Source organism: Pseudomonas sp. 14P5.3.2 (genome assembly GCF_057799175.1).
On sequence record NZ_JBYOKU010000024.1, the window covers coordinates 21,442 to 41,764 of the forward strand.

Here is a 20,323-nt window from a genome sequence, read left to right on the forward strand (position 1 = left end):
GAGCAAGCTCGCTCCCACATTGGATGTGTGATCAACACTAGTCCACTGTGGGAGCGGGCTTGCTCGCGAAAGCGTCAGCGGCAGCAGAGCAGATTCCGGATCAGACCGACTGCCGCAACCGCGCCAGATCCCGCAACGGCGGCGCGCCAAACAAGCGGCTGTACTCGCGGCTGAACTGCGACGGACTTTCATACCCGACTCGATACCCCGCGGCCGAAGCTTCCAGCCCTTCAGCCAGCATCAGGCGTCGCGCCTCTTGCAGGCGCAGCTGCTTCTGGTACTGCAACGGACTCATCGCCGTCATTGCCTTGAAACGGTGATGCAAGGTCGAGACGCTGAGGTTCACTTCCTTCGCCAGATCATCGATGCGCAGCGGCTGCTCGAAGTTGCCGTTGAGCCATTTGATCGCCTGGCTGATGCGGTGGCTCTGGCTGTTGGCAATCGCGATTTCATACAAGCGATGACCCTGCGGACTGCGCAGCAGGCGATAGAGAATCTCCCGGCGAATCAGCGGCGCGAGCATGGCGATGTCTTTCGGCGCGTCGAGCAGGCGCGCCAGCCGCAGCACCGCGTCGAGCATCGCGCTGTCGATCTGCTCGACATACAGACCGCGTCCCGTGGGCCGGGTCGGCACACCCATCGGGCCGGCGTCGGCGATCAGTGCGGTGATTTCCGCCGGGTCGATGTCCAGGCGCACAGCGAGGATCGGCTCCTCCGGCGAGACATTCACCACCCGTCCGCTGAGCGGCATCGAGACCGAGACCACCAGGTAATTCAGCGGATCGTAATTGAAGTACTCATCCGCCAGCCGCACCTCTTTCCGACCCTGAGCCATGATGCACAGCGCCGGTTGCGCGAGTACCGGGGCGAAGTCGTGGGATTGGGTGTGGCGCGACATGAACAGCGAGCCGATGGCGGTCGCATAACTGCCATCGTCGGTGGTGTTGCGACGGATGATCGCCGCGAGTTCTGCGCGCTGTTTTTCCATGTCGGCATCGGGCGGGGCTTGGAAACGATCGAATGACGTCATGCACGGCATCCTCGGCAAGGGATCTGGAATGGGGCAGAGCATAAGTTTGTGCAAGCGCGAGCGGTAGACACATCCTGTCAAATGCTTGCCTGATTCTGCATGGGCTGGTTTTGCGCGTCGGCCATCAGCCCGCGACCGCCACCTTACCCCCTGCGGCGAATACCCCTGTAGGAGCTGCCGCAGGCTGCGATCTTTTGATTTTAAAAGCGAAAGTCAAAAGATCGCAGCCTGCGGCAGCTCCTACACAAAACGCGTATGACAGGGGTGTGACAGGGTTTTAGTGGTGGTTGCCGGACTTTTGTGCAGTCTCGCAGGATTGTGCAACGCAGCGGCAGGAATCGACTAACGGCGCCTTGTGCGCGGCCCTTAACCTTGGATCCTGTCGCAGCCCGTCCCCCGGCTGCCACGCGACTCCCTGGGAGGGTTGAACATGTCCAAGCAGATTCCCGTCAGTCATATGGCCTTCGTTCGAGCGCGCGCCGGACGCTCCGCTGAACTCGGTGTGCGCCTCAGTGCCTTGATCGAACCGTCGCGCGCCGCCCCCGGTTGCCTGAGCTTTGCCCTGCAGCATTCGCAATGCGATCCGGAGCTGTGGCTGGTCTCCGGTTTCTGGAGCCATCAACAGGCGATGACCGCGTATTTCAACAGCCCGTCGATGCAGATCTTTGCCGAGTTGGTCCAGGATCTGGTGGTCAACAGCCTGGATTTCCACACCTTCAAAGAGGTGTCAGCGGCGCAGGCGCTCGGACAATGTCCGGCACCGATACACAAACTCGCCGGTTGAGGGTTTAATGTCCGGCTTATTCGTCTGAGCCAGGATGTGTGCCATGGCACGTAAAGAGTTTGAACACTTCGAAGCAGTCTCCGCAGTCGTCCCCGTCGAGTTGGGCGGCAACAAGGGTTATCACGCGGCAATCGCGGTCAAGGCCCTGGTCGATGGCGGTGCGCCACGCTTCCACAAACTGCTGGGTGATCAGGTGTTTCCCGGCGCCATCGCTGCCGATGACGCGGCGACCCAGGAGCTGGACCGCCTCAAGGGTGTCACCGATGACGCCGAGCTGATCTGGTAACTGCGCTTACTTGCCCGCACCCGGGCGCCACATCTTGAACAGGGCTTCAGGCCCCAACTGGAAATAGTCCGCCGGCCCGCCGCCGCGCAGAATCGGTTCTGCCGCGGCGGTGTCGTAGATCCCGTCCTTCAACAGCCACTTGGCGATATGCACGGCGACCACTTCGCCGAGAATCAGCCAGCTCGGCACGGTTTCGCCATCGGCGCGCTGCAACTGAATGATCTGTGTGACCTTGCATTCGAAGGACACCGGGCTTTCGGCTACCCGTGGCACCGCAATCACCTTCGACGCCACCGGCGTCAGCCCGGCCAATTCAAACTCGTTGACCTCAGGCGCGACCATCGCGCAGCTCTGGTTCATCTGCTCGGCCAGCGGCCGGGTGGCGAGGTTCCAGGCGAACTCACCGGTCTGCTCGATGTTATTCAGGCTGTCTTTGCGCCCGACACTGGAAAAACCAATGATCGGCGGAATGTAATTGAACGCGTTGAAGAAGCTGTAGGGCGCCAGATTCAGCTGGCCGTGGGCATCCTGCGAAGAAATCCAGCCGATGGGGCGCGGGCCGACGATGGCGTTGAACGGATCGTGGGGCAGGCCGTGGCCATTGGCGGGTTCGTAGTAGTGGATGTCATCGGACATGGTGAATGAATTCCTGAGGCTGCGTTTCGGATGCGGCCATAGTGCAAGGACGCTCCACGTATTTCCAGTCAAGCGCTGATCCCCCTGTAGGAGCTGCCGAAGGCTGCGATCTTTTGATTTTGTTTTTTAAGATCAAGATCAAAAGATCGCAGCCTTCGGCAGCTCCTACAGGGGATTTGGGTGATTTGAGAATATGTGATGCTTCAGAAATGACTAAGCCCGGCCGAAGCCGGGCTGTGGAAGAACTGCTCATACTTAGCTGATGGCTGCAGCAGTACCGGTCTTGTCGAAGCCGTCAGCTGCGACGGTTTTGCCGATGTTGGTTTTATCAAAACCATCTGCGGCGTAAGTGCCCGAGTGGCCGGTTTCGATGACGGCGGAACCGCCGGTAATAAAGTCGGAGGATTTGGTTTTGTCCGAGCCATCGGCAGCGAAGGTGTTGGCGGCCAGTACGGACAGGGTCAGGGCGAGGATCAGTTTGGTTTTCATGTTCTTTACTCCAGATTCGTTGGTGGGTGTGTCTTGCATGGGTTTAATGCTACGCCAAATAAATTGATTGAAAATCGCAAATTAATGCTAAAAACAATCGATTAACTTGATATTAAGGGCGGCGCGTTGAAATCGCTTTCGTCGTCGGAGCGAGCGTCGCGCAGGTCATCGATCAGGTGATTGCAGAATGAGGGGGCAGCATTAATCAGCGATTAATCGGTGTTAACCGAAGGTGAGGGATTTTTCATACTTGCGATTGGCAAGCGGGTGCTGCCGAGTTGTCCTGATTGATCTGGAACCAGGGTGCGCCCCTCGCGAGCAAGCCCGCTCCCACAGAGGAGTGCATTCCAGTGTGGGAGCGGGCTTGCTCGCGAAGGGGCCCCTACAGCCACCGTTGCAGTGGCTGTGAAAGCCCGATCAGTCAGTCACGATCCGCGAGTGTTTCTGCGTGTCTTTCATGGTGATGTACACCAGCAGCGACACCGCGATGCACGCAGTCACGTACCAGTAGTAACCGGTCTCCATGCCGATGCTCTTGAACCACAGCGCGATGTATTCGGCGGTACCGCCGAAGATCGACACGGTCAGCGCGTACGGCAGGCCGACGCCCAGCGCGCGGATTTCGGTCGGGAACAGTTCGGCTTTCACCACGGCGTTGATCGAGGTGTAGCCGCTGACGATGATCAGTGCCGCCATGATCAGGAAGAACGCGCCCCACCAGGTCTGGATGGTGTGCAGGGTCATCAGGATCGGCACGGTGAAGATCGTACCGAGCACGCCGAAGGCGATCAGGATCGGACGACGACCGATCTTGTCCGACAGGCCACCGATGATCGGTTGCAGGCACATGAACAGGAACAGTGTGGCAGCAGAAATGGTGGTCGAGTCGGAGATGCTCATGCCGACGGTGTTCACCAGGTATTTCTGCATGTAGGTGGTGTAGGTGTAGAACGCCAGCGTACCGCCCATGGTCAGGCCGACCACGGTCAGCAGTTCTTTCGGGTGACGCATCAAGGTGCGCATCGCGCTTTCCTTGGACTTCTCTTTCTTGGTGAACGACTCGGTTTCTTCCATGCCGCGACGCAGGTACAGCGCAACGATCGCGCACAGTGCGCCGATGGCGAACGGAATACGCCAGCCCCACGCGTACAGCTGTTCGGTGGTCAGCATGTTCTGCAGCACGATCAGCACGCCCAGCGCGATGAGCTGGCCGGAGATCAGGGTCACGTACTGGAAGCTGGAGAAGAAACCGCGACGTTCCTTGGTCGCCATCTCCGACAGGTAGGTGGCCGAAGTGCCGTATTCGCCGCCGACCGACAGGCCTTGCAGCAGTCGGGCAAAGACCAGCAGGATCGGCGCGCCGATGCCGATGGTTTCGTAGTTCGGGCTGAGGGCGATCAGCAATGAGCCGAAGCACATCAGGTAGACCGAAGCCATCAAGGCTTTCTTGCGACCGACCTTGTCGGCGTACAGGCCCATCAGCCAGCCACCGATCGGACGCATCAGGAAGCCCACGGCGAAGATCGCGGCGGTGTTCATCAGTTGCGCGGTGGTGGAACCGGCGGGGAAGAAGGTCTTGGCGAAGTACAGCGAGAAGGCGGCGTAGACGTACCAGTCGTACCACTCGACCATGTTGCCGACCGAGCCGCTGAAGATCGATTTGATCCGGCTGGCGGTGGTTCTTTGTTTGGCGGGCGCGGCAGCCGACCCAAGGGGCAGGGCGTTGGAGTTATCCATTGAAGGATCCTTCGTTTAATTGTTTTTGTGGAGCGCGTAAAAACGCAGCCTGCCGGGGCTATAGCAGGAGCTGTGCCAACGGGGAGAGGGGCGGTTTAGAGGGGGGTAGCGGGATTTAATGAGCGGAAATCCGCTTATGGATGGATTGTGGTGAGCGGAAAATTGCTCATTCAGGCTGCTGATGGATCAATGTTGCCTGTGCCGGCCTCTTCGCGGGCTTGCCCGCGAAGAGGCCCGATCAAACACTGCAGAACTCAGCTGCCCGGAACAAACATCTCCCGGCTCAACCCATGCCGCTGCAGCTTTTCATTGAAGGTCCGGCGCGGCAGCTGCAGTTCTTCAAGCACTGCTTTCACATCACCCTTGTGCCGGGTCAGCGCCGCGCGCAGGCATTGCGCTTCAAACGCTTCCTGCTGCGCGGCCAGTGACTGGCCGGGGTCGATGCCTTGCACCGGTTCATCGAGGCCCAGTACCTGCCGCTCGGCGACGTTCGCCAGTTCCCGCACGTTGCCCGGCCAGTCGTGGCTGAGCAGGTGACTCAATTGCGCCCCGCTCAACGGCGGGAAAGTGCGGCCCAGACGCTGGGCGGCGCTGAAGGCGAACGATTCGAACAGCAGCGGAATGTCTTCGCGCCGATCGCGCAGCGGCGGCAGACGCAGTTCGGCGACGTTCAGGCGATACGCCAGGTCTTCGCGAAAACGTCCAGCCCGGGCCTCGTCCAGCAGATCAGGCTTGGTCGCGGCGACGATCCGCAGATCGACGTGAATGCTCTGGTTCGACCCCAGCCGCTCCAGCTTCTGCTCCTGCAACACCCGCAGCAGTTTCACTTGCTGGGCCAGCGGCATGCTTTCGATCTCATCGAGAAACAGCGTGCCGCCGTCGGCGTATTCCAGCTTGCCGATGCGCTTGCCGGAGGCCCCGGTGAACGCGCCGCTTTCATGGCCGAACAATTCCGCTTCGAACAACTGCTCGGGGATCGCCGCGCAGTTCAGCGCCACGAAGGGCTTGTCGGCGCGCGGGCCGAAATCATGCAGGCAACGCGCGATCAATTCCTTGCCGCTGCCGGTTTCGCCACGGATCAACACGTTGACCGGCAGCGCCGCCAGATCCAGCACTTGCCGGCGCAAGGTCTGCATGCCACGCGACACGCCGAGCAGCGTCGCATCGAGTCTGGCGCGGTGGTCGGCCTGCTCGTGCAGGGCACGGTTCTCCAGGACCAGCCGACGCTTGTCGAGCGCCCGGCGCAGGCTGCCGAGCAGGGTTTCCGGGCTGAACGGTTTTTCCAGAAAGTCGTAGGCGCCGTCGCGCATGGCTTCGACCGCCATCGGCACATCGCCGTGACCGGTCAGTAGAATCACCGGCAGATCGGCATCACGTTTCTGCACTTCGGCCAGCAACTGCAGACCACTGAGCCCGGGCATGCGCACATCGCTGAGGATCACCCCGGGAAAGTGCGCCGGTAGCGCGGCGAGGCAATCTTCGGCGCGGCTGAACAGCTGCACCGCGAACCCCGACAGGCTCAGCCATTGCTCGACGGCGCTGCGAATGCTGCTCTCGTCATCGACCACCATCACTGAGTTGAGCATCAGATGTGTGCCTCCAGATCGATCGGCAGGGTCAAGGTGAATATGGCGCCGGACTCGCCATTTTCGGCACTCAGCCGCCCGCCGGATTCATGCACGATGGCAAAGGATACCGCCAGCCCCAGGCCCAGGCCGTCACCCACCGGTTTGGTGGTGAAAAACGGGTCGAACACCTGGTTCAAGTGCTGTTCGGCAATCCCGCCGCCGTTGTCGATCACGCTCAGGCGCCACAGTTGCTCGTCGGCCTCCAGGCGGATTTCCAGACGCTTGCACGGTTTGCCCTGCATCGCATCGAGGGCATTGCGCAGCAGGTTGATCAGCACCTGCTCGAGGCGGATCGCGTCACCCCGCACCCAGGCCGGACGCGTCAGGTGCAGCACCAGACTGACCTGTTCGTCACGCAGGCGGGCGTCGAGCAGTTGCAGCGATTGATCAACCACGGTCGCCAGATCCAGTCGTTCGCGCAGGCCGCTGGGGCTCTTGCGGGCGAAGGTTTTCAGGTGGCCGGTGAGCGACGCCATGCGCGTGAGCATGTCGTCCACCGGTTTGAGCGCCTTGTACGCATCATCGACGCGGCCATGTTCGAGCAGCAAGCGCAGGGTCGCCAGCTGCATGCGTTGTGCGGTCAGCGGTTGATTGATTTCGTGGGCGAGTGCGGCGGACATCTGCCCCAGTGCGGCAAGCTTGGCCGATTGCACCAGCCCATCCTGTGCGGTGCGCAGATCGCGGGTGCGTTCTTCGACCAGCTGTTCGAGTTCTTCGCGGTTGCGCTGACGGACTTTCGACAGGCGCCAGCGCTGGTTGAGGAACAGCAGCAGAAACACCAACGCCAGCCACACACCCGCAGCGGCCAGCCCGGCATTGCGCAAATCTTCGAAGGCCACTTGCGGGCGGCGCAGCAAGTGCAGGGTCCAGCCTTCGGTGGTCAGCGGCAGCGATTCCCACAGGTAGTCCGCCGTTCCGTCCGGGCCTTCGACCCGCCGCAGGTCGCTGTTGTCGTCGAAGTGGCGCAAGGACAGATGCGTCAACGGCAGCAGTGATTGTTTGTCGTACTGCCGGGTGCGCTTGATCTCAGCCATGTCGCGGCTGTCCAGCGGCCGCAGAGAGCGATAGCGCCAGCCTGGCTGGTTGGCGATGAAGATGATCCCGCGCGCATCGCTGACCAGCAGCGTGTCGCTGCCCTGGCTCCACTCGCGCTCAAGCTCCGGGAATTCCAGCTTGACCACCATCGCGCCGAGGAACTCATTGTTGTCGCCCAGCACCGCGCTGGACAGGAAGTACCCGGGGATGCCGCTGGTCACGCCCACCGCGTAAAACCGCCCGCTGCCCTGAGTGCGGGTCTGGCTGAAGTACGGGCGAAAACCGTAGTTGTGGCCGACGTAGCTGCTGGGCAGGCGCCAGTTGCTGGCGGCCACCGCGAGGCCGGTGTGATCGAGCAGTTCGAGGGTCGATGACTGCGCCGCGCCGTTGATCTTCTCCAGTTTCAGATTCAGCGCGTCCTGTTGCTCGGCACTCACCGGCCCGCCGAGCGCCCCACGCAATTGCGGATCCAGCGCGAGCACGGCGGGCAGGGCGCGATAGCGGTCAATCAGGGTGTGCAGCGCATTGGCGTACAGCGTTAACTGCTGGCTGGCGCGGGCGGCGTCCTCTTCCAGCGCCTGACGTTCGGCGTGGCGGATGGCAAGGGTCGCGGCAATGGCCGCACCGGCAATGATCAGCAGGGTGTACAACGACAGACGCAGGATACGGGAAGTCGGCAGCATGCTGGGCTAATGGATAAGGGGACGGGCGGGCACGATAGCATGTGCTCGTCCGTCGTTCTCATTTGTGCGCGCGCAGGTCAGACAGATGTGAATTGGCTGGATCTGGAACGCAGCATAGTTCGCGTGTATTCCAGCTCGTTGATCACGGCCGCCGTGGCATGCCATAGATTTTGCGGTGTATCGCCTTCGTTTCGGCTCAATAGCCCATAGGTATTTATTGCCGTGAAGCCACCGGCTTCGAAGGCGTTTTCGATGTCGAGCATGTTGGCGGACAAATAATCGATCAGCCCACTCACATTGGCGATGCCCTCGGCAGATTTTTCAGCGCTGAGCTCTTGGCTGGCTCCGGCGAATTCATGAACTATTTCAACTGCACCCAAAAATACGCTCGCTGTGGCGCTGATTTCGGCGGCGGCTTGCGGCAGTATTTCCTTGGCACCGACACTGATCAGGGTGGACGTCGCTTCCTTGGAGGCCTTGAGCGCTCCCTTCTGCGTATCGGGGATCATTTTTGCGTACTTTTGCTGCAGGTACTCGATCGGTGCCATGGTTTTATATTCGGCTTTCTCGACAATTTTTTCCTTGGACAGGCGGCTGGCCTTGAATTTGATCGAGGCACTGGCGCCCGTGCGCTCGGCGGCGTAATCCCACAATCCACTGATCAGTTTCTTCGCGCCAATGCCCATCGCGACCCCTACGACATTACCCGCGCCGGGAGCGACGGCGGCCAACGCCTGTGCGCCAATGCCGACCAGAATGCCGCCACCGTAGGACACTATTTGTCCTGTCAGATGCACACCGGTGCGGCGCAGGGCGGCACCTGTTAATTGCGCTGGCGAGCGCTGATTGAGTACCTGCTGCTGGGCATCCAGACCCCGGCGCAGCGACAGTGCCAGAATGTTCAGGTGACGTCCGACCTGTTGTGACAGGTTCTCCTTGCCCCGGGTGCGCTGCCTTCTCTCGGCGCTCTGCGCTTTCCTCTGATCGCGCTGATCGGGGGTTTCGATAGCCAGAAAGTCATCCAGCCCCTGGCCATCGGTGTCGATGTAACCGACCGGGTTGTTGGCGACAAAGGCATAGAGATTCAGCCCGTCGATATCTCCCGCCGGATCGGCGCTGATCCAGCGTTGCAACCAGGGTGCATAGTAGCGGGCGCCATAGTAGTAGAGGCCACTACCGTCCATTTCCCGTCCCGAATAGCGCAGGGTTTTATAGCTCGCTTCCAGCGCCGAACGGGCAGCCCACCAGGCTGTGCCGCCAAACGCGTAATAGTGCTCCAGGCTGATGACGCCCGCATGGCGATCCAGTTCCAGCGCGCAGGAGCCGAGGTGGTCGTCGAGGCTGTAACGCATCTGATCGTCCTCGATGGCTGCCGGTCGACCGCTGAGCCAGTGCAGGCAACGCGCCCCCGGCAGGGCGATGACATGCAGCTGCTGACCATCGCTGCGGGTGTGAATTTCCAGGCCCGGCAGGTAACGTACCTCGCGGCGATGGGTGATCGACGGCGTGTGGCTCAGCGCGCATTTGTAGACGCGCTCACCCTGGCTGTAGCGGTAGATTTCTTCGTCGTCGGGCAAGCCATTGGCGTGTTGCAGCAGGGTGGCACGGGCCAGTTGATCGTAACTGTTCCACTCCAGAGGCAGGGCGCCGGGCTGCAGTTTCAACTGGTTGCCATGGTGGTCGAAGTGATCGCTGAACACCGGGTCGGGGTCAGCGGTTTTCCAGCGCAGCCCCCGATTGCTGTTCGGGTCGATCTTCATCTCTTGGCAGAAGTTGTGGCCCTCGCGCACGTGGACAAGCTCGACGAGATTGTTGCCCGCATCGTAATGATAATGCTCGGTGTAGTTGAAGCGCCGTCCGGGGTCGATGGGCTCGATCAGTTGCGGCAAGCCTGGCGACTGTTGCGGGATCTGGCCTTCGAAGCCGCGACTTTCGATCAGCCGATACAACGAGTCGTAGACGAAGTGGCGATTGCCATCGACGCGCTGATTGGCGAAATACACGGTGCCCAGGGTGTGGTCTTCGATGCGTAAGATATTGCCGACCGGGTCGTAGGTGTAATGCAGATCCTGCAGCGGTTTTTCCTGGTCTTTACCTGCCAGCAGGTGCAGCAGGCGGCCGTCGACGGGATCGTAGACGCGGCGGCTGCGAACACCATTGCCGGCCAGTTGTTCGAGTGGTTGACCGGAAGCGTTGTACGTGGCTGCGTCGAGCACCGTTCGCGCGGCGTTCGCTCCGGCAATCCATAGCGACGCCTGATGCAACTGTCCGGCGACGTCGTAGCGTGAGCATTGTCGATGACCGCCGGCATCGGTGAGCTGCAAGACGTTGCCGTGCGCGTCGAACGCCATTCGGGTGATGAACGTGGTGGGCTCGCCGGCCAGGGTGCAGGCTTCGCTGAGTGCCTGGCCGCCCAGACTGTAGCTGTCGATGAGCACCGTGGCGCCGGGGTCCGAGCGCTCACTCAGTTCACCCCGCAAGTTATGTTCGGGGGCCGCGTTGTGGTCGGCATAGGTGTAGCGCTCGACATCGGCTTGCGCATTTTCGGCAACGGCAATCAACCGCAGCATCGGGTCGTAATCGTAACGCCACCGGTTGCCGCGTTGATCGTGGCGTTGCCGCAGCTCATTCGCCAGACCGGGCAGGCTGATGCGCCAGCCGGCATCCACGCTGTCGACTTTCAGCGCCATACCGCTCAAGCCGTACACGGTGCTCAGACCGGCGGTGGTGGCTGTGTCGAACAGGCGTGGGTCCCACTGTTCGATCAGCCGTCCGGCCGCGTCATGCCGTTGCCGACTGATGAGGGTTTGCTGCGGCTGGCTATCATCCGCCCGCAGATAATCGACCTGACGCACCGTCAGGCCACGTCCATCAGTGACTGTCAGCTGTGGGGTGCGCCAGTGAATGTTGCGGTTCATGATCAAGGGTCGCCCGCTGTTGTCCGGGTCATGGTCGGCTCCCGGAACCGGCACGGTAGCGTTCACGGATGGCGGGGACTTTTTCCCGGTACATGCTCAGGAACTCGCGGGCGATTGCGATACTTTCTCGGGCGCGGCCTGTCTGGCGTGTGAGGTCTGCCTGACGTACGGTTCTGGCTTTTGTCGTACCGACACGGTTGAGGGCCAGATCGAACAGGTAGTCACGCGTGTGGTGGCGCTCATCGTAAAATTCGCTGATACCCAGTTCGGCGAAGGCTGCGTTGTTCGCAGCCGACAGTTGCGAAACCAGCGTATCGAGCTCATCCAGGGTGTCGTGGATTTTCCCCAGTTTCATCGATGACAGACCTTCCTCCGCTTCCTGGGCCTGCTGGGCGATGCTGCCCATGGCCATGGCTTCGCCAACCCCGGGCACGTAGGCGCCGGCAACTTTGCTGATGCTGTCCACCGCCAGTTGCTGCAGGCCTTCGCGGCTGCGTACGTCATATTTGTCACGGGGCGGAAGCAATGGCGCAGGTTGCCCGACAGCCTGAACGGCATCCCGGTTGAAGGTGGAGGTTTGCGGGACAATCGGGGTATTCAACGCCATTTTGTCTACCAGCGTATCGAACGTCGCGACGCCTTTGTCGGCCACCTGGTTGCCCAGCGTCAGCCCGATCAGATCACCGGATAGCTGCGGCAGTGCTTCGGCGGCAAACGTGGCGGCATTGAACGAAGTGAACCAGCCAGTGGCGGCGCTGCCGATTTGATAGAGCGTGTTTTTTGCCAGCGTCCGGCGCCATTGCCCGGGATGTTGCAGGTCGATGAGTTGACCCTGTAGCGTCTGCATCCCGCTGTCGATGGCGGACAGTTGCTTCGCGTTCCCGCTGATCAGGCGCTTGAGTTGCTGGGGCGAGCGGTTGTAGCCGCCGTCATCGAAATAGCCGATCGGGTTGTTGCCGACGAACGCGTACAGATTCAGGCCGTCAATGTCGCCCCCCGGATCAGCGCTGATCCAACGCTGCAGCCACGGCGCGTAATAGCGTGCGCCGTAGTAGTACAGGCCGCTGACGTCCATTTCCTTGCCCGAATAACGCAAGGTCTTGTACTCGACCTCTACGGCCGAGCTCGCGCTCATCCACGCGGTGGCGCCAAACGGGTAATAACCTTCGTGACTGATCAGGCGTGCCTGCCGGTCCAGTTCCATCACGCATGAACCCAAGTGATCGTCGAGGGTGTAGCGCAACTGGTCGTCGGCAATGCCCGGCGGTTTGCCGCTCAGCCAATGCAGGCAACTGACGTGGCCCGAGCCTGTGGCGAGGTCGATCACGTGCAGCTCCTCGCCGTTGTCCTTGCTGCGGATTTCCAGCCCGGGCAGATAACACACCTCGTGAAAGTGCTGACTGGAACCGGCGTAGGTTTCATGGCGTTTGTAGACGCGCACGCCCTGGCTGTAGTGATAAAACTCGGCGTCATCAAGAGCGTTTTCGCGTTTGATCAGGGTCACTGCCGCCAGTTGATCGCGGGCATTCCACTGCAGCGCCTGTCCCGGTTGCAGAGTCGTGAGGTTGCCATGGCGATCGAACAACCGGTCGAAATCCGGTTCGGGATCACCTTCGTTCCAGCGCACGCCACGGTTGCTGGCCACGTCGATACGCATTTGCCGGGTGTAGCAGGCGCCGTCACGCACGTGGCACAGTTCCGTCAGGTTGCCGCCCTGATCGTAGCGGTAGGTCTGCAGGTAATTGCGCCGATCGTTGGGATCGCTCGGCTGTGGCCGGCCGGGAAGGTCGCTGGGGGCGGCGTCGTCGTAGCCGCTGGCGCTGATCAGTCGATACAGCGAGTCGTAGCTGAATGCACGTTCGCCGTCGACCCGCTGATTGGCGAAATGACTGGGGCTGAAAACGTGATCGAGGATGCGTGTCGGGTTGCCGACCGGATCGTATTCATAGGTGAAGTCTTGCAGCGGTGATTCCGCACCCTTCTGCGCCCATTGCCGCAGCAGGCGGTCGGTGCCGGGTTCATAACACCAATAGCTGTCGACGCCGTTGCCGGCCTGCTGCGCGATGATTTGTCCGGCGGCATTGAAGCGGGCGTCGAGCAACACCGCTTGCCAGTCGCTGTGTCCGGCCAGCAGCAGTTGCAGATGCCGCAGCTGGCCGGCAAGGTCGTAGCGCGATTGCTGGCGGTGGCCGCCGGCGTCGGTCTGTTCCAGCACCGCGCCCAGTGGACTGAAACGGCGTTGCGTGACAAACAACCGGGCATCGGCAAAGCGGCGGCTTTCGCGCAGCGCCTCACCGGCCAGGCTGTAGCTGTCCAGGCTCAGGCTGCCGGATGCATCGAGTTGCTCCAGCAACCGACCGCGCTGGTTGTGATCGGCCGAGGCGCGGGCGTCGGCATAGGTGAAGGTCTCGCTGTGCGGTTCGGCGCTGTTGCTGATCTCGACGTTGCGCAGTTGCTCGTCGTAGCGGTAGCGCCAGTGCACGCCGCGCGCATCCCAGCGCTGCAAGGCTTGTCCGGCCAGCCCGGGCAGGCTCAGGCGCCAGCCGCCATCGACGCTGCTGATCTTCAATGGCTGGCCGCTGAGGTCGTACAGGCTGGCGACACCGGGTTCACTCAGGCGCGGGTCGAACCGCGCCACCAAGCGGCCGGCGGCGTCGTACTGCTGGCGTGTGACTTGGGTCTCGGCGCGCTCATCGGCATGGGCGCGCAGGTAGGCAATCTGGCGTACGGGCAAGCTGCGACTGTCGATCGCGATCAGCGACGGTGTGCGTCGATGCAGATTGGCGTTCATCACTGCAACGTCTGTGCTGATGTCGGCGGTTGCAGCAGGACAGACTCGTCAGTGTCATTGAAGTCCTCTTTGGCCAGGTACCACGGATGGTAATGCTCGCGGGAAAAATAGCCCTTGGCGTTGATCAGCTTGATTGCACGGCCGAGCGGGTCATAGAACAGCTGGTCGAAGTAGCCGTGCTGGCGCAGGGATTGATCGTTGACATAGCCATGGCTGTCGGCAAAAAACGGCCGGAACTGCCGCACTGCCAGCCCTTTGTTGTTGTACTCGACCCGTGCGCTGACCCGCCAGCGCGAATCGGTGTGTTCCTCGCGCAGCTGTCCGCGATCGACGATCAGCGACCCATCTTCGGCCACTGCATAGGCGATTCCGGGCTCTACCCGTTGCAGGGTTTGCAGCGGCCGGCCAAAGCCGTCCACGTAGCTGATGATGATCTGCACCAATGCCGGCACCGGATCATCGGGGTAGCGGTCGGCGTTGAATACCGCGCTGTGCACCGGTTGGCGTGCAACCCTGGTCATGAGTTTGCGCAGCGCCAGTTCTGCCGGCGTCGGCGCCTTCAGTTGCGCCAGCCGGCGACGCGCGCTGGCGCGAATGTGCAGGCTCGGCAACACATCGCCGCTGGCCTGCCACTGCGCCAGCAGATCCGGCGTGGCGTTGACCACGGACGGCAGCCGTCCCATCCAGCTGAACAAATCCTTGCGCAAGATACTCGCGGCTTGTTGCACCGCCGCCGCCGGGTCGGCGATGGCTGAATCTGGCGTCAGGTCCAGAGGGCGAACGTATTCGCTGAGCGGGCGGAAGCCGGCGGCGACCGCGTTTTCGGTGCCATGGAAACTGCTGGCCAACGGTTGGCCGGAAGGCTCGTAGAGCGCTTCCTGAATATTCTCGTTGGCGTCGATGATGCGCACTGGCGCCAGGGCGTGGTAGTCGTATTCGCAGCGGGTGACGCAGCCATCGGGCAGTTCGACGCTTTTGATCAGCAGGTGGTATTCGTCGTACTGCGCCTTGGTCCAGCCGTGGCTCAGGGTTTCGCGGTATTCAAAGACCCGGAAGAAATCGTCGGCGCTGGCGTACTTCGCGTAGTTGAACCTCGCGGACCAAAGGTTCTGTGAGGCCTTGGTTGCCGCCGGTTTTTCGAACAAGCGCGGCATTTCGGTGTAACCGATGTTCTGCAACTCGACCCGGATATCGAACGGCGGCGGCAGACTGGCGTAGGCGTCGAGGGCCGTCTGGTCAAGCTGTGCCAGTTCCATCGGCCCGGCCAGCGCTTCGAAGTCGGCTGCACCGTCGGGCAACAGGCTGCCGCCCTCGGTCTTGAGATAGCGTTGCACGGTTTGCCCGGTCAGCACCCTGAGCGCGTTCCATTGCGGCGAGTCTTGATGCGCCTTGAGTAATTCCCATGACACCTCCTGTGGGGTGAGGCCCTCGGGGTGCTTGCCTTTGGGCAGTATCAGCGCATTGCTGCGTTGCTGAAAGGGCAGGCCCAGACGCCACTCTTGCAACTTCTCGTGCAGATCGATCGCGCGCGCGCGCGTTTCGTTGAGATAAAAAAACTGCTGCGCCGGGTCATGCGCGTCCCGCCACCACTGTTGTTCATCGGGATCGTCGAAGGGCGGGGCATCGGCGGCGGTGCGACGTCGCGCGTAGCTGACGGTCAGGCTGTGCGTGGCGTGGCCGAACTGGCTGCTATTGAGCAACACTTCATGACGGCACAACGGGTCATCAATGTAACCGTCGTACTGATAGCTGATGGTTTCCAGCGGCAATGGCAGCAGCACGCTGGCCGGTTCGTGTCGGCCTGCGGGCTGCACGTCACGCACCAGATAACGGCGCTCCTCAGCCGCGAGCAGCCGTGTGCTGGCCGGGTCGTCGCTGTCGGCCCAGGTTTCGCTGCGGGCCACGGCGCCGGCCAGCGCCCGAGCGATTCTATAGCGTGTCGCTTCGTCCGCCGGTGTCACCGGTTCATCGCATTCATCGTTGGGGTGATAGCGGCTGAAGACCGTTGGCTGCAACGCGTGCGCCTCGGCATCGGCATCGAAGTAGCCGTGTCTTGGCCGGTCCATGGCTTGCCCGGTGAGGAACCAGGTCAAGACCCGCACCGGTGCCGTGAAGCCGACGTCGTCATCGCCGCTGGCGCTTTCGCTGTCAGTCTGTTGCAGATGGCCGAAGCCACTGAATTCGCGCTCGATGCTGTCGTAGAACCCTTCGCGATAGAGGCACGCCTGCGTCAGGCAATTGCCGGTGATTTCATCCAGCTGCTGTTGCCGGCTGACCACTTGCACCGCGAACGGCAAATGGCAGACCGGTGTCTCGGCGGGATGTTCGATCAGCCACTGCTGTTTTTCGTCCAGCCATTCCTGAGCGGAGCTGCGGTACACCACCTGCGTGGCGCAGCCCATATTGTTGTTGGTGGCCGTCAACAGGTAAGGCTTGGCTGCGATGAAATCGTAACGCCAGTGCTGCGGGGTCATGTGTGGCACGGTCAGGATCAGGCTGGCACAACCCAGGCCTTGCAGGTCGGCAAAACTGACATGGCACAGGCGGTCGTAGCTCACGCCCTCCGGCCACGGTACGAAGACGGGTGTCTGTTCCAGACCATTGCCGCCGCGATTGAGGTAGATCTCGAAGCCGGAGGTTCTCAGGTAAAACAGGGCCGGTGCACCGGAGCCGTCGATGTCGGCGATCCTGATTTGCTCGACGTTGAACTCGGCATATTGGAAGGGCAGTGCACTGATCACCCGACCTGTGCCGAATTTGCCATGTCCCAGATTGGGCCAGCATTTGATTTCGTTGTGGCGGATCCGGCACAGCTCGCTCATGTCGCTGCCGAGCATGTTGCCCAGAAACACCAGCTCGGTGGGTGAGTTGCTGAACAGCGGCAAACTGTCCTCATGGTCTTCACGAGGCACTTCTTCGGCGCTGGAAAAACCGTTTTCCCGGCGGTTGGCATACAGGCGCACGGCGCGTGGGCCGATCATCGCCAATGAGTTGAGGCCATCGCCCACCAGGTCGCCCAGTTGCGAAAGGGTGTTGAAAAACTCCAGTGGCATCCCGGTAAACGGCAGGAACGGCGCCCAACTGCGGTCGGCGTTCAACGTGCGATAACCGCTGATGCCCGGTTGGGCGACGATCCAGTCCAGCCGCCCGTCGCCGGTCAGATCGAGCAATATCTGCCGGGCGGCGCTGTTGCGATTCGCCACCGGGATCTGCTCCAGCGCCGACCAGGCGCCATAGGTAATGGCGTCCGGCCCTGATGGGGCGCGCAACGGTTCGCGGTAATACCAGCACTGATCGTAGCGGCAGAGGAACCCCGGCACGCCTTCACCGTACAGATCCACGCACTGGTAAAACTGTCCATCCTCAATGCCCGGCATGTTTTCTTCGGCGAACAGCCGTGCAGCGGTTTTGTTGATCTCGAAGGGCGAGTAATCGAACTCCACCGGCGGGGTCGTTTCCACTGCGCCGCTGGCATCGAAGGCCTGATAGTGAGCGGCGGTGATCCGGTTGTAAGTCCAGGGGCCGGCGTCCGGCGGATACTCCAGCAACAGCCGCCGCACCAGCAGCGGATAGTCTCCGGCGGGCCGCGAGAAGTGGTGGAACATCAGGATTTGCCGGCACAGACGCCGCGTGCCCAGCTCGAAACCCTGGCCATAGCTGGAAAAGGGATCCTGGCGTTTCCCCCACAGTTGCAGGCTGTCGCCACCGTACACGGGGGCCTGCGTCAGATCGCGGGTGCGCTCGCCGTAGTCAAACAGCAGATGAAAGTGCCAATCCAGTTCGGCCGGATCTTCCACGGTCCAGCTGTACAAGTGCTGGCTGGCGCTGACGTTGCCGTAGAACACCGCGCGCAGGTAGCGCTGGGCGCGGTAGTCGTGGATCGGGTCGGGGTCCTGATCATCGGCCAGGTAGTCGAAGCAGATGTGCTCGCCGCGCGGGTTCATGCTTTCGCACAGCAGCCAATGGCTGACCCGCAGCGCATCGTCCGGATCGGCCCGGCGCGAGGCGCTGGTCTTGCCGTATACCTGCAATGAGCCGTCAGCCCCGTGGATCAGCCAGAAGGGTGGCTCGGCTGCCGTTTTCGTTGCCCGTTGCCAACGCTCGCGGAGGGCAAAGTCACCCTCGACCCTCGGCCAGTAACGGACCACGTTGTGATAGCCGACTTCAATCCCGTTATAGGATTTTTCCAGGCGCGACTTCGGTGTGCCATCGTCGTTGAGTTCAGGCAACCACTCTTCACCGTCGTCACCGATGATTTCATCGAGATCGGTATACCGCGGTACGCCTTTTTGGGTACGACGGCTGATCTGACCAATACCCAGGCTCCAGCCGACGCCGAACGGCCCGTTGCCGGCCTGGCTGTTGTAAGTCAGGGAGAGTTGCGGGTCCCAGCCACGTCCGACGGACAGGGGCAGCGGCAGTTCAAATGAAGCGGCGCCGGTCGCGCCGACCGCGCCCCAGCTTTTGCCGATCGTGGTGATCGATGCGCTGCTGGCGATGGACGGGGTGATGATGCTCAGCTCTTGATCGGCCATGGTCGGATCCATTGCACACGCGAGGCGCGTGGGTGGATAGACGCTAACAGCAAGCGGGGACGTCGTAACCTGTCAGATCTGACAGGTGCCAAATAGCCATTAATGTGCAGGGCGGCCGCACGGGCATGCGCGCACAAAAAAAGGCCGGCCCGTCATACGACGGACCGGCCTTTTTCACGGCTGCGAAGCGCTTACTGCACTTCTACCGCTAGGCTTTCGGCGATCTTCTGTTGCCAGATCGCCGGGCCGGTGATGTGTACCGACTCACCGTTGCTGTCCACCGCGACAGTGACCGGCATGTCCTTGACCTCGAACTCGTAGATCGCTTCCATGCCCAGCTCGGCGAACGCCAGCACCTTGGACTTCTTGATCGCCTGGGCCACCAGGTAAGCGGCGCCGCCCACGGCCATCAGGTACACGGCCTTGTTGTCCTTGATCGCTTCGATCGCGGTCGGGCCACGCTCGGACTTGCCGATCATGCCCAGCAGACCGGTCTGCTCGAGGATCTGCCGGGTGAACTTGTCCATCCGCGTCGCGGTAGTCGGACCTGCCGGGCCAACCACTTCGTCACCGACCGGATCAACCGGGCCGACGTAGTAGATGAAGCGACCTTTCAGATCCACCGGCAGGGTTTCGCCCTTGTTCAGCATCTCGACCATGCGCTTGTGCGCCGCGTCGCGACCGGTGAGCATCTTGCCGTTGAGCAGGACGGTTTCGCCCGGCTTCCAGCTCTGCACTTCTTCCGGGGTCAGGGTGTCGAGGTTGACGCGACGGGCCGACGGGCCGGCTTCCCAGACGATTTCCGGGTAGGCGTCCAGCGATGGCGCTTCCAGCGAGGCCGGGCCGGTACCGTCGAGCACGAAGTGCGCGTGACGGGTGGCGGCGCAGTTCGGGATCATGCACACCGGCAGGGAGGCGGCGTGGGTCGGGTAGTCCATGATCTTCACGTCGAGCACGGTGGTCAGGCCACCGAGGCCCTGGGCGCCGATGCCCAGTTGGTTGACCTTCTCGAACAGCTCCAGACGGATCTCTTCGATGCGGTTCTGCGGGCCACGGGCTTTCAGTTCGTGAATGTCGATGGACTCCATCAACACTTCCTTGGCCATGACCGCGGCTTTCTCGGCGGTGCCGCCGATACCGATGCCCAGCATGCCCGGTGGGCACCAGCCGGCGCCCATGGTCGGAACGGTTTTCAGCACCCAGTCAACGATCGAGTCGGACGGGTTGAGCATGGCCATTTTCGACTTGTTCTCGGAACCGCCGCCCTTGGCCGCCACGTCCACTTCCACGGTGTTACCCGGGACGATGGAGTAGTGGATGACCGCCGGGGTGTTGTCCTTGGTGTTTTTGCGAGCGCCCGCCGGGTCGGCGAGGATCGAGGCACGCAGGACGTTTTCCGGCAGGTTGTAGGCGCGGCGCACGCCTTCGTTGATCATGTCGTCCAGGCTCATGGTCGCGCCATCCCAACGTACGTCCATGCCCACCCGCACGAACACGGTGACGATGCCGGTGTCCTGGCAGATCGGCCGGTGGCCGGTGGCGCACATGCGCGAGTTGATCAGGATCTGCGCGATCGAATCACGGGCCGCTGGCGATTCTTCGCGCAGGTAGGCTTCGTGCATCGCCTGGATGAAGTCCACGGGGTGGTAGTAGGAAATGAATTGCAGGGCGTCGGCAACGCTCTGAATCAGGTCATCTTGCTTGATCACGGTCATGAGTCGCGCTCCTCTAAAAGACGGGAACATTCAATAAGGTGCTTGCAGCTTGGGTG

The 20,323-nt window shown here is 61.8% G+C and carries 12 protein-coding genes; 2 read left to right on the plus strand and 10 right to left on the minus strand.

The window, feature by feature from the left end; translation table 11 throughout:
• Nucleotides 1–100: 100 nt before the first annotated feature.
• A complete protein-coding gene (locus AC27VU_RS19075) occupies nt 101–1,030 on the minus strand; it encodes an AraC family transcriptional regulator (protein WP_003227633.1) in 930 nt (309 codons plus the stop codon).
• 430 nt (nt 1,031–1,460) lie between these two features.
• On the opposite strand from AC27VU_RS19075, the gene AC27VU_RS19080 reads away from it, so the two are divergent.
• Complete coding sequence (locus AC27VU_RS19080) at nt 1,461–1,814, plus strand: antibiotic biosynthesis monooxygenase family protein (protein ID WP_003227631.1); 354 nt, start codon at nt 1,461–1,463, stop codon at nt 1,812–1,814.
• Nucleotides 1,815–1,857: 43 nt separating this feature from the next.
• The gene (locus tag AC27VU_RS19085) at nt 1,858–2,100 is read left to right on the plus strand and encodes a hypothetical protein (protein ID WP_103486312.1); all 243 of its coding nucleotides are present in this window, start codon (nt 1,858–1,860) and stop codon (nt 2,098–2,100) included.
• Nucleotides 2,101–2,106: 6 nt separating this feature from the next.
• Here the strand turns inward: AC27VU_RS19085 and AC27VU_RS19090 are convergent, their stop codons facing one another.
• From AC27VU_RS19090 to AC27VU_RS19130, 9 genes are all read right to left on the minus strand, one after another.
• On the minus strand, nt 2,107–2,736 hold the full coding sequence (locus AC27VU_RS19090) for a flavin reductase family protein (RefSeq protein ID WP_003227627.1): 630 nt from the start codon (nt 2,734–2,736) through the stop codon (nt 2,107–2,109).
• 255 nt (nt 2,737–2,991) lie between these two features.
• Nucleotides 2,992–3,225: a hypothetical protein gene (locus tag AC27VU_RS19095; protein WP_488724661.1), complete on the minus strand. Its 234-nt coding sequence runs from the start codon at nt 3,223–3,225 to the stop codon at nt 2,992–2,994.
• A gap of 417 nt (nt 3,226–3,642) precedes the next feature.
• Nucleotides 3,643–4,962: an MFS transporter gene (locus AC27VU_RS19100; RefSeq protein WP_003227623.1), complete on the minus strand. Its 1,320-nt coding sequence runs from the start codon at nt 4,960–4,962 to the stop codon at nt 3,643–3,645.
• A gap of 254 nt (nt 4,963–5,216) precedes the next feature.
• Nucleotides 5,217–6,548, minus strand: coding sequence for a sigma-54-dependent transcriptional regulator (locus AC27VU_RS19105; RefSeq protein ID WP_488724662.1), 1,332 nt, complete (start codon nt 6,546–6,548; stop codon nt 5,217–5,219).
• Nucleotides 6,548–8,308 (minus strand): ATP-binding protein, encoded by a 1,761-nt coding sequence (locus AC27VU_RS19110; protein ID WP_103486344.1) that lies wholly within the window; start codon nt 8,306–8,308, stop codon nt 6,548–6,550. Before AC27VU_RS19110 ends, AC27VU_RS19105 begins: the two co-directional genes overlap by 1 nt.
• Nucleotides 8,309–8,385: 77 nt before the next feature.
• Entirely contained in the window at nt 8,386–11,226 is a 2,841-nt protein-coding gene (locus tag AC27VU_RS19115; protein WP_488724663.1) for an RHS repeat domain-containing protein, read from the minus strand.
• 28 nt (nt 11,227–11,254) lie between these two features.
• Nucleotides 11,255–14,017: an RHS repeat-associated core domain-containing protein gene (locus AC27VU_RS19120; RefSeq protein ID WP_488724664.1), complete on the minus strand. Its 2,763-nt coding sequence runs from the start codon at nt 14,015–14,017 to the stop codon at nt 11,255–11,257.
• Entirely contained in the window at nt 14,017–18,552 is a 4,536-nt protein-coding gene (locus AC27VU_RS19125) for a SpvB/TcaC N-terminal domain-containing protein (RefSeq protein ID WP_488724665.1), read from the minus strand. Before AC27VU_RS19125 ends, AC27VU_RS19120 begins: the two co-directional genes overlap by 1 nt.
• Nucleotides 18,553–18,743: 191 nt before the next feature.
• Entirely contained in the window at nt 18,744–20,267 is a 1,524-nt protein-coding gene (locus AC27VU_RS19130) for a fumarate hydratase (protein WP_003227616.1), read from the minus strand.
• Nucleotides 20,268–20,323: the final 56 nt, after the last annotated feature.

Coding starts and splice junctions, on each gene's coding strand:
- AC27VU_RS19130 (WP_003227616.1), bottom strand. CDS start 20,267: ATGACCGTGATCAAGCAAGATGACCTGATTCAGAGCGTTGCCGACGCC.
- AC27VU_RS19115 (WP_488724663.1), bottom strand. CDS start 11,226: ATGAACCGCAACATTCACTGGCGCACCCCACAGCTGACAGTCACTGAT.
- AC27VU_RS19095 (WP_488724661.1), bottom strand. CDS start 3,225: ATGAAAACCAAACTGATCCTCGCCCTGACCCTGTCCGTACTGGCCGCC.
- AC27VU_RS19075 (WP_003227633.1), bottom strand. CDS start 1,030: ATGACGTCATTCGATCGTTTCCAAGCCCCGCCCGATGCCGACATGGAA.
- AC27VU_RS19105 (WP_488724662.1), bottom strand. CDS start 6,548: ATGCTCAACTCAGTGATGGTGGTCGATGACGAGAGCAGCATTCGCAGC.
- AC27VU_RS19110 (WP_103486344.1), bottom strand. CDS start 8,308: ATGCTGCCGACTTCCCGTATCCTGCGTCTGTCGTTGTACACCCTGCTG.
- AC27VU_RS19100 (WP_003227623.1), bottom strand. CDS start 4,962: ATGGATAACTCCAACGCCCTGCCCCTTGGGTCGGCTGCCGCGCCCGCC.
- AC27VU_RS19080 (WP_003227631.1), top strand. CDS start 1,461: ATGTCCAAGCAGATTCCCGTCAGTCATATGGCCTTCGTTCGAGCGCGC.
- AC27VU_RS19120 (WP_488724664.1), bottom strand. CDS start 14,017: ATGAACGCCAATCTGCATCGACGCACACCGTCGCTGATCGCGATCGAC.
- AC27VU_RS19125 (WP_488724665.1), bottom strand. CDS start 18,552: ATGGCCGATCAAGAGCTGAGCATCATCACCCCGTCCATCGCCAGCAGC.
- AC27VU_RS19085 (WP_103486312.1), top strand. CDS start 1,858: ATGGCACGTAAAGAGTTTGAACACTTCGAAGCAGTCTCCGCAGTCGTC.
- AC27VU_RS19090 (WP_003227627.1), bottom strand. CDS start 2,736: ATGTCCGATGACATCCACTACTACGAACCCGCCAATGGCCACGGCCTG.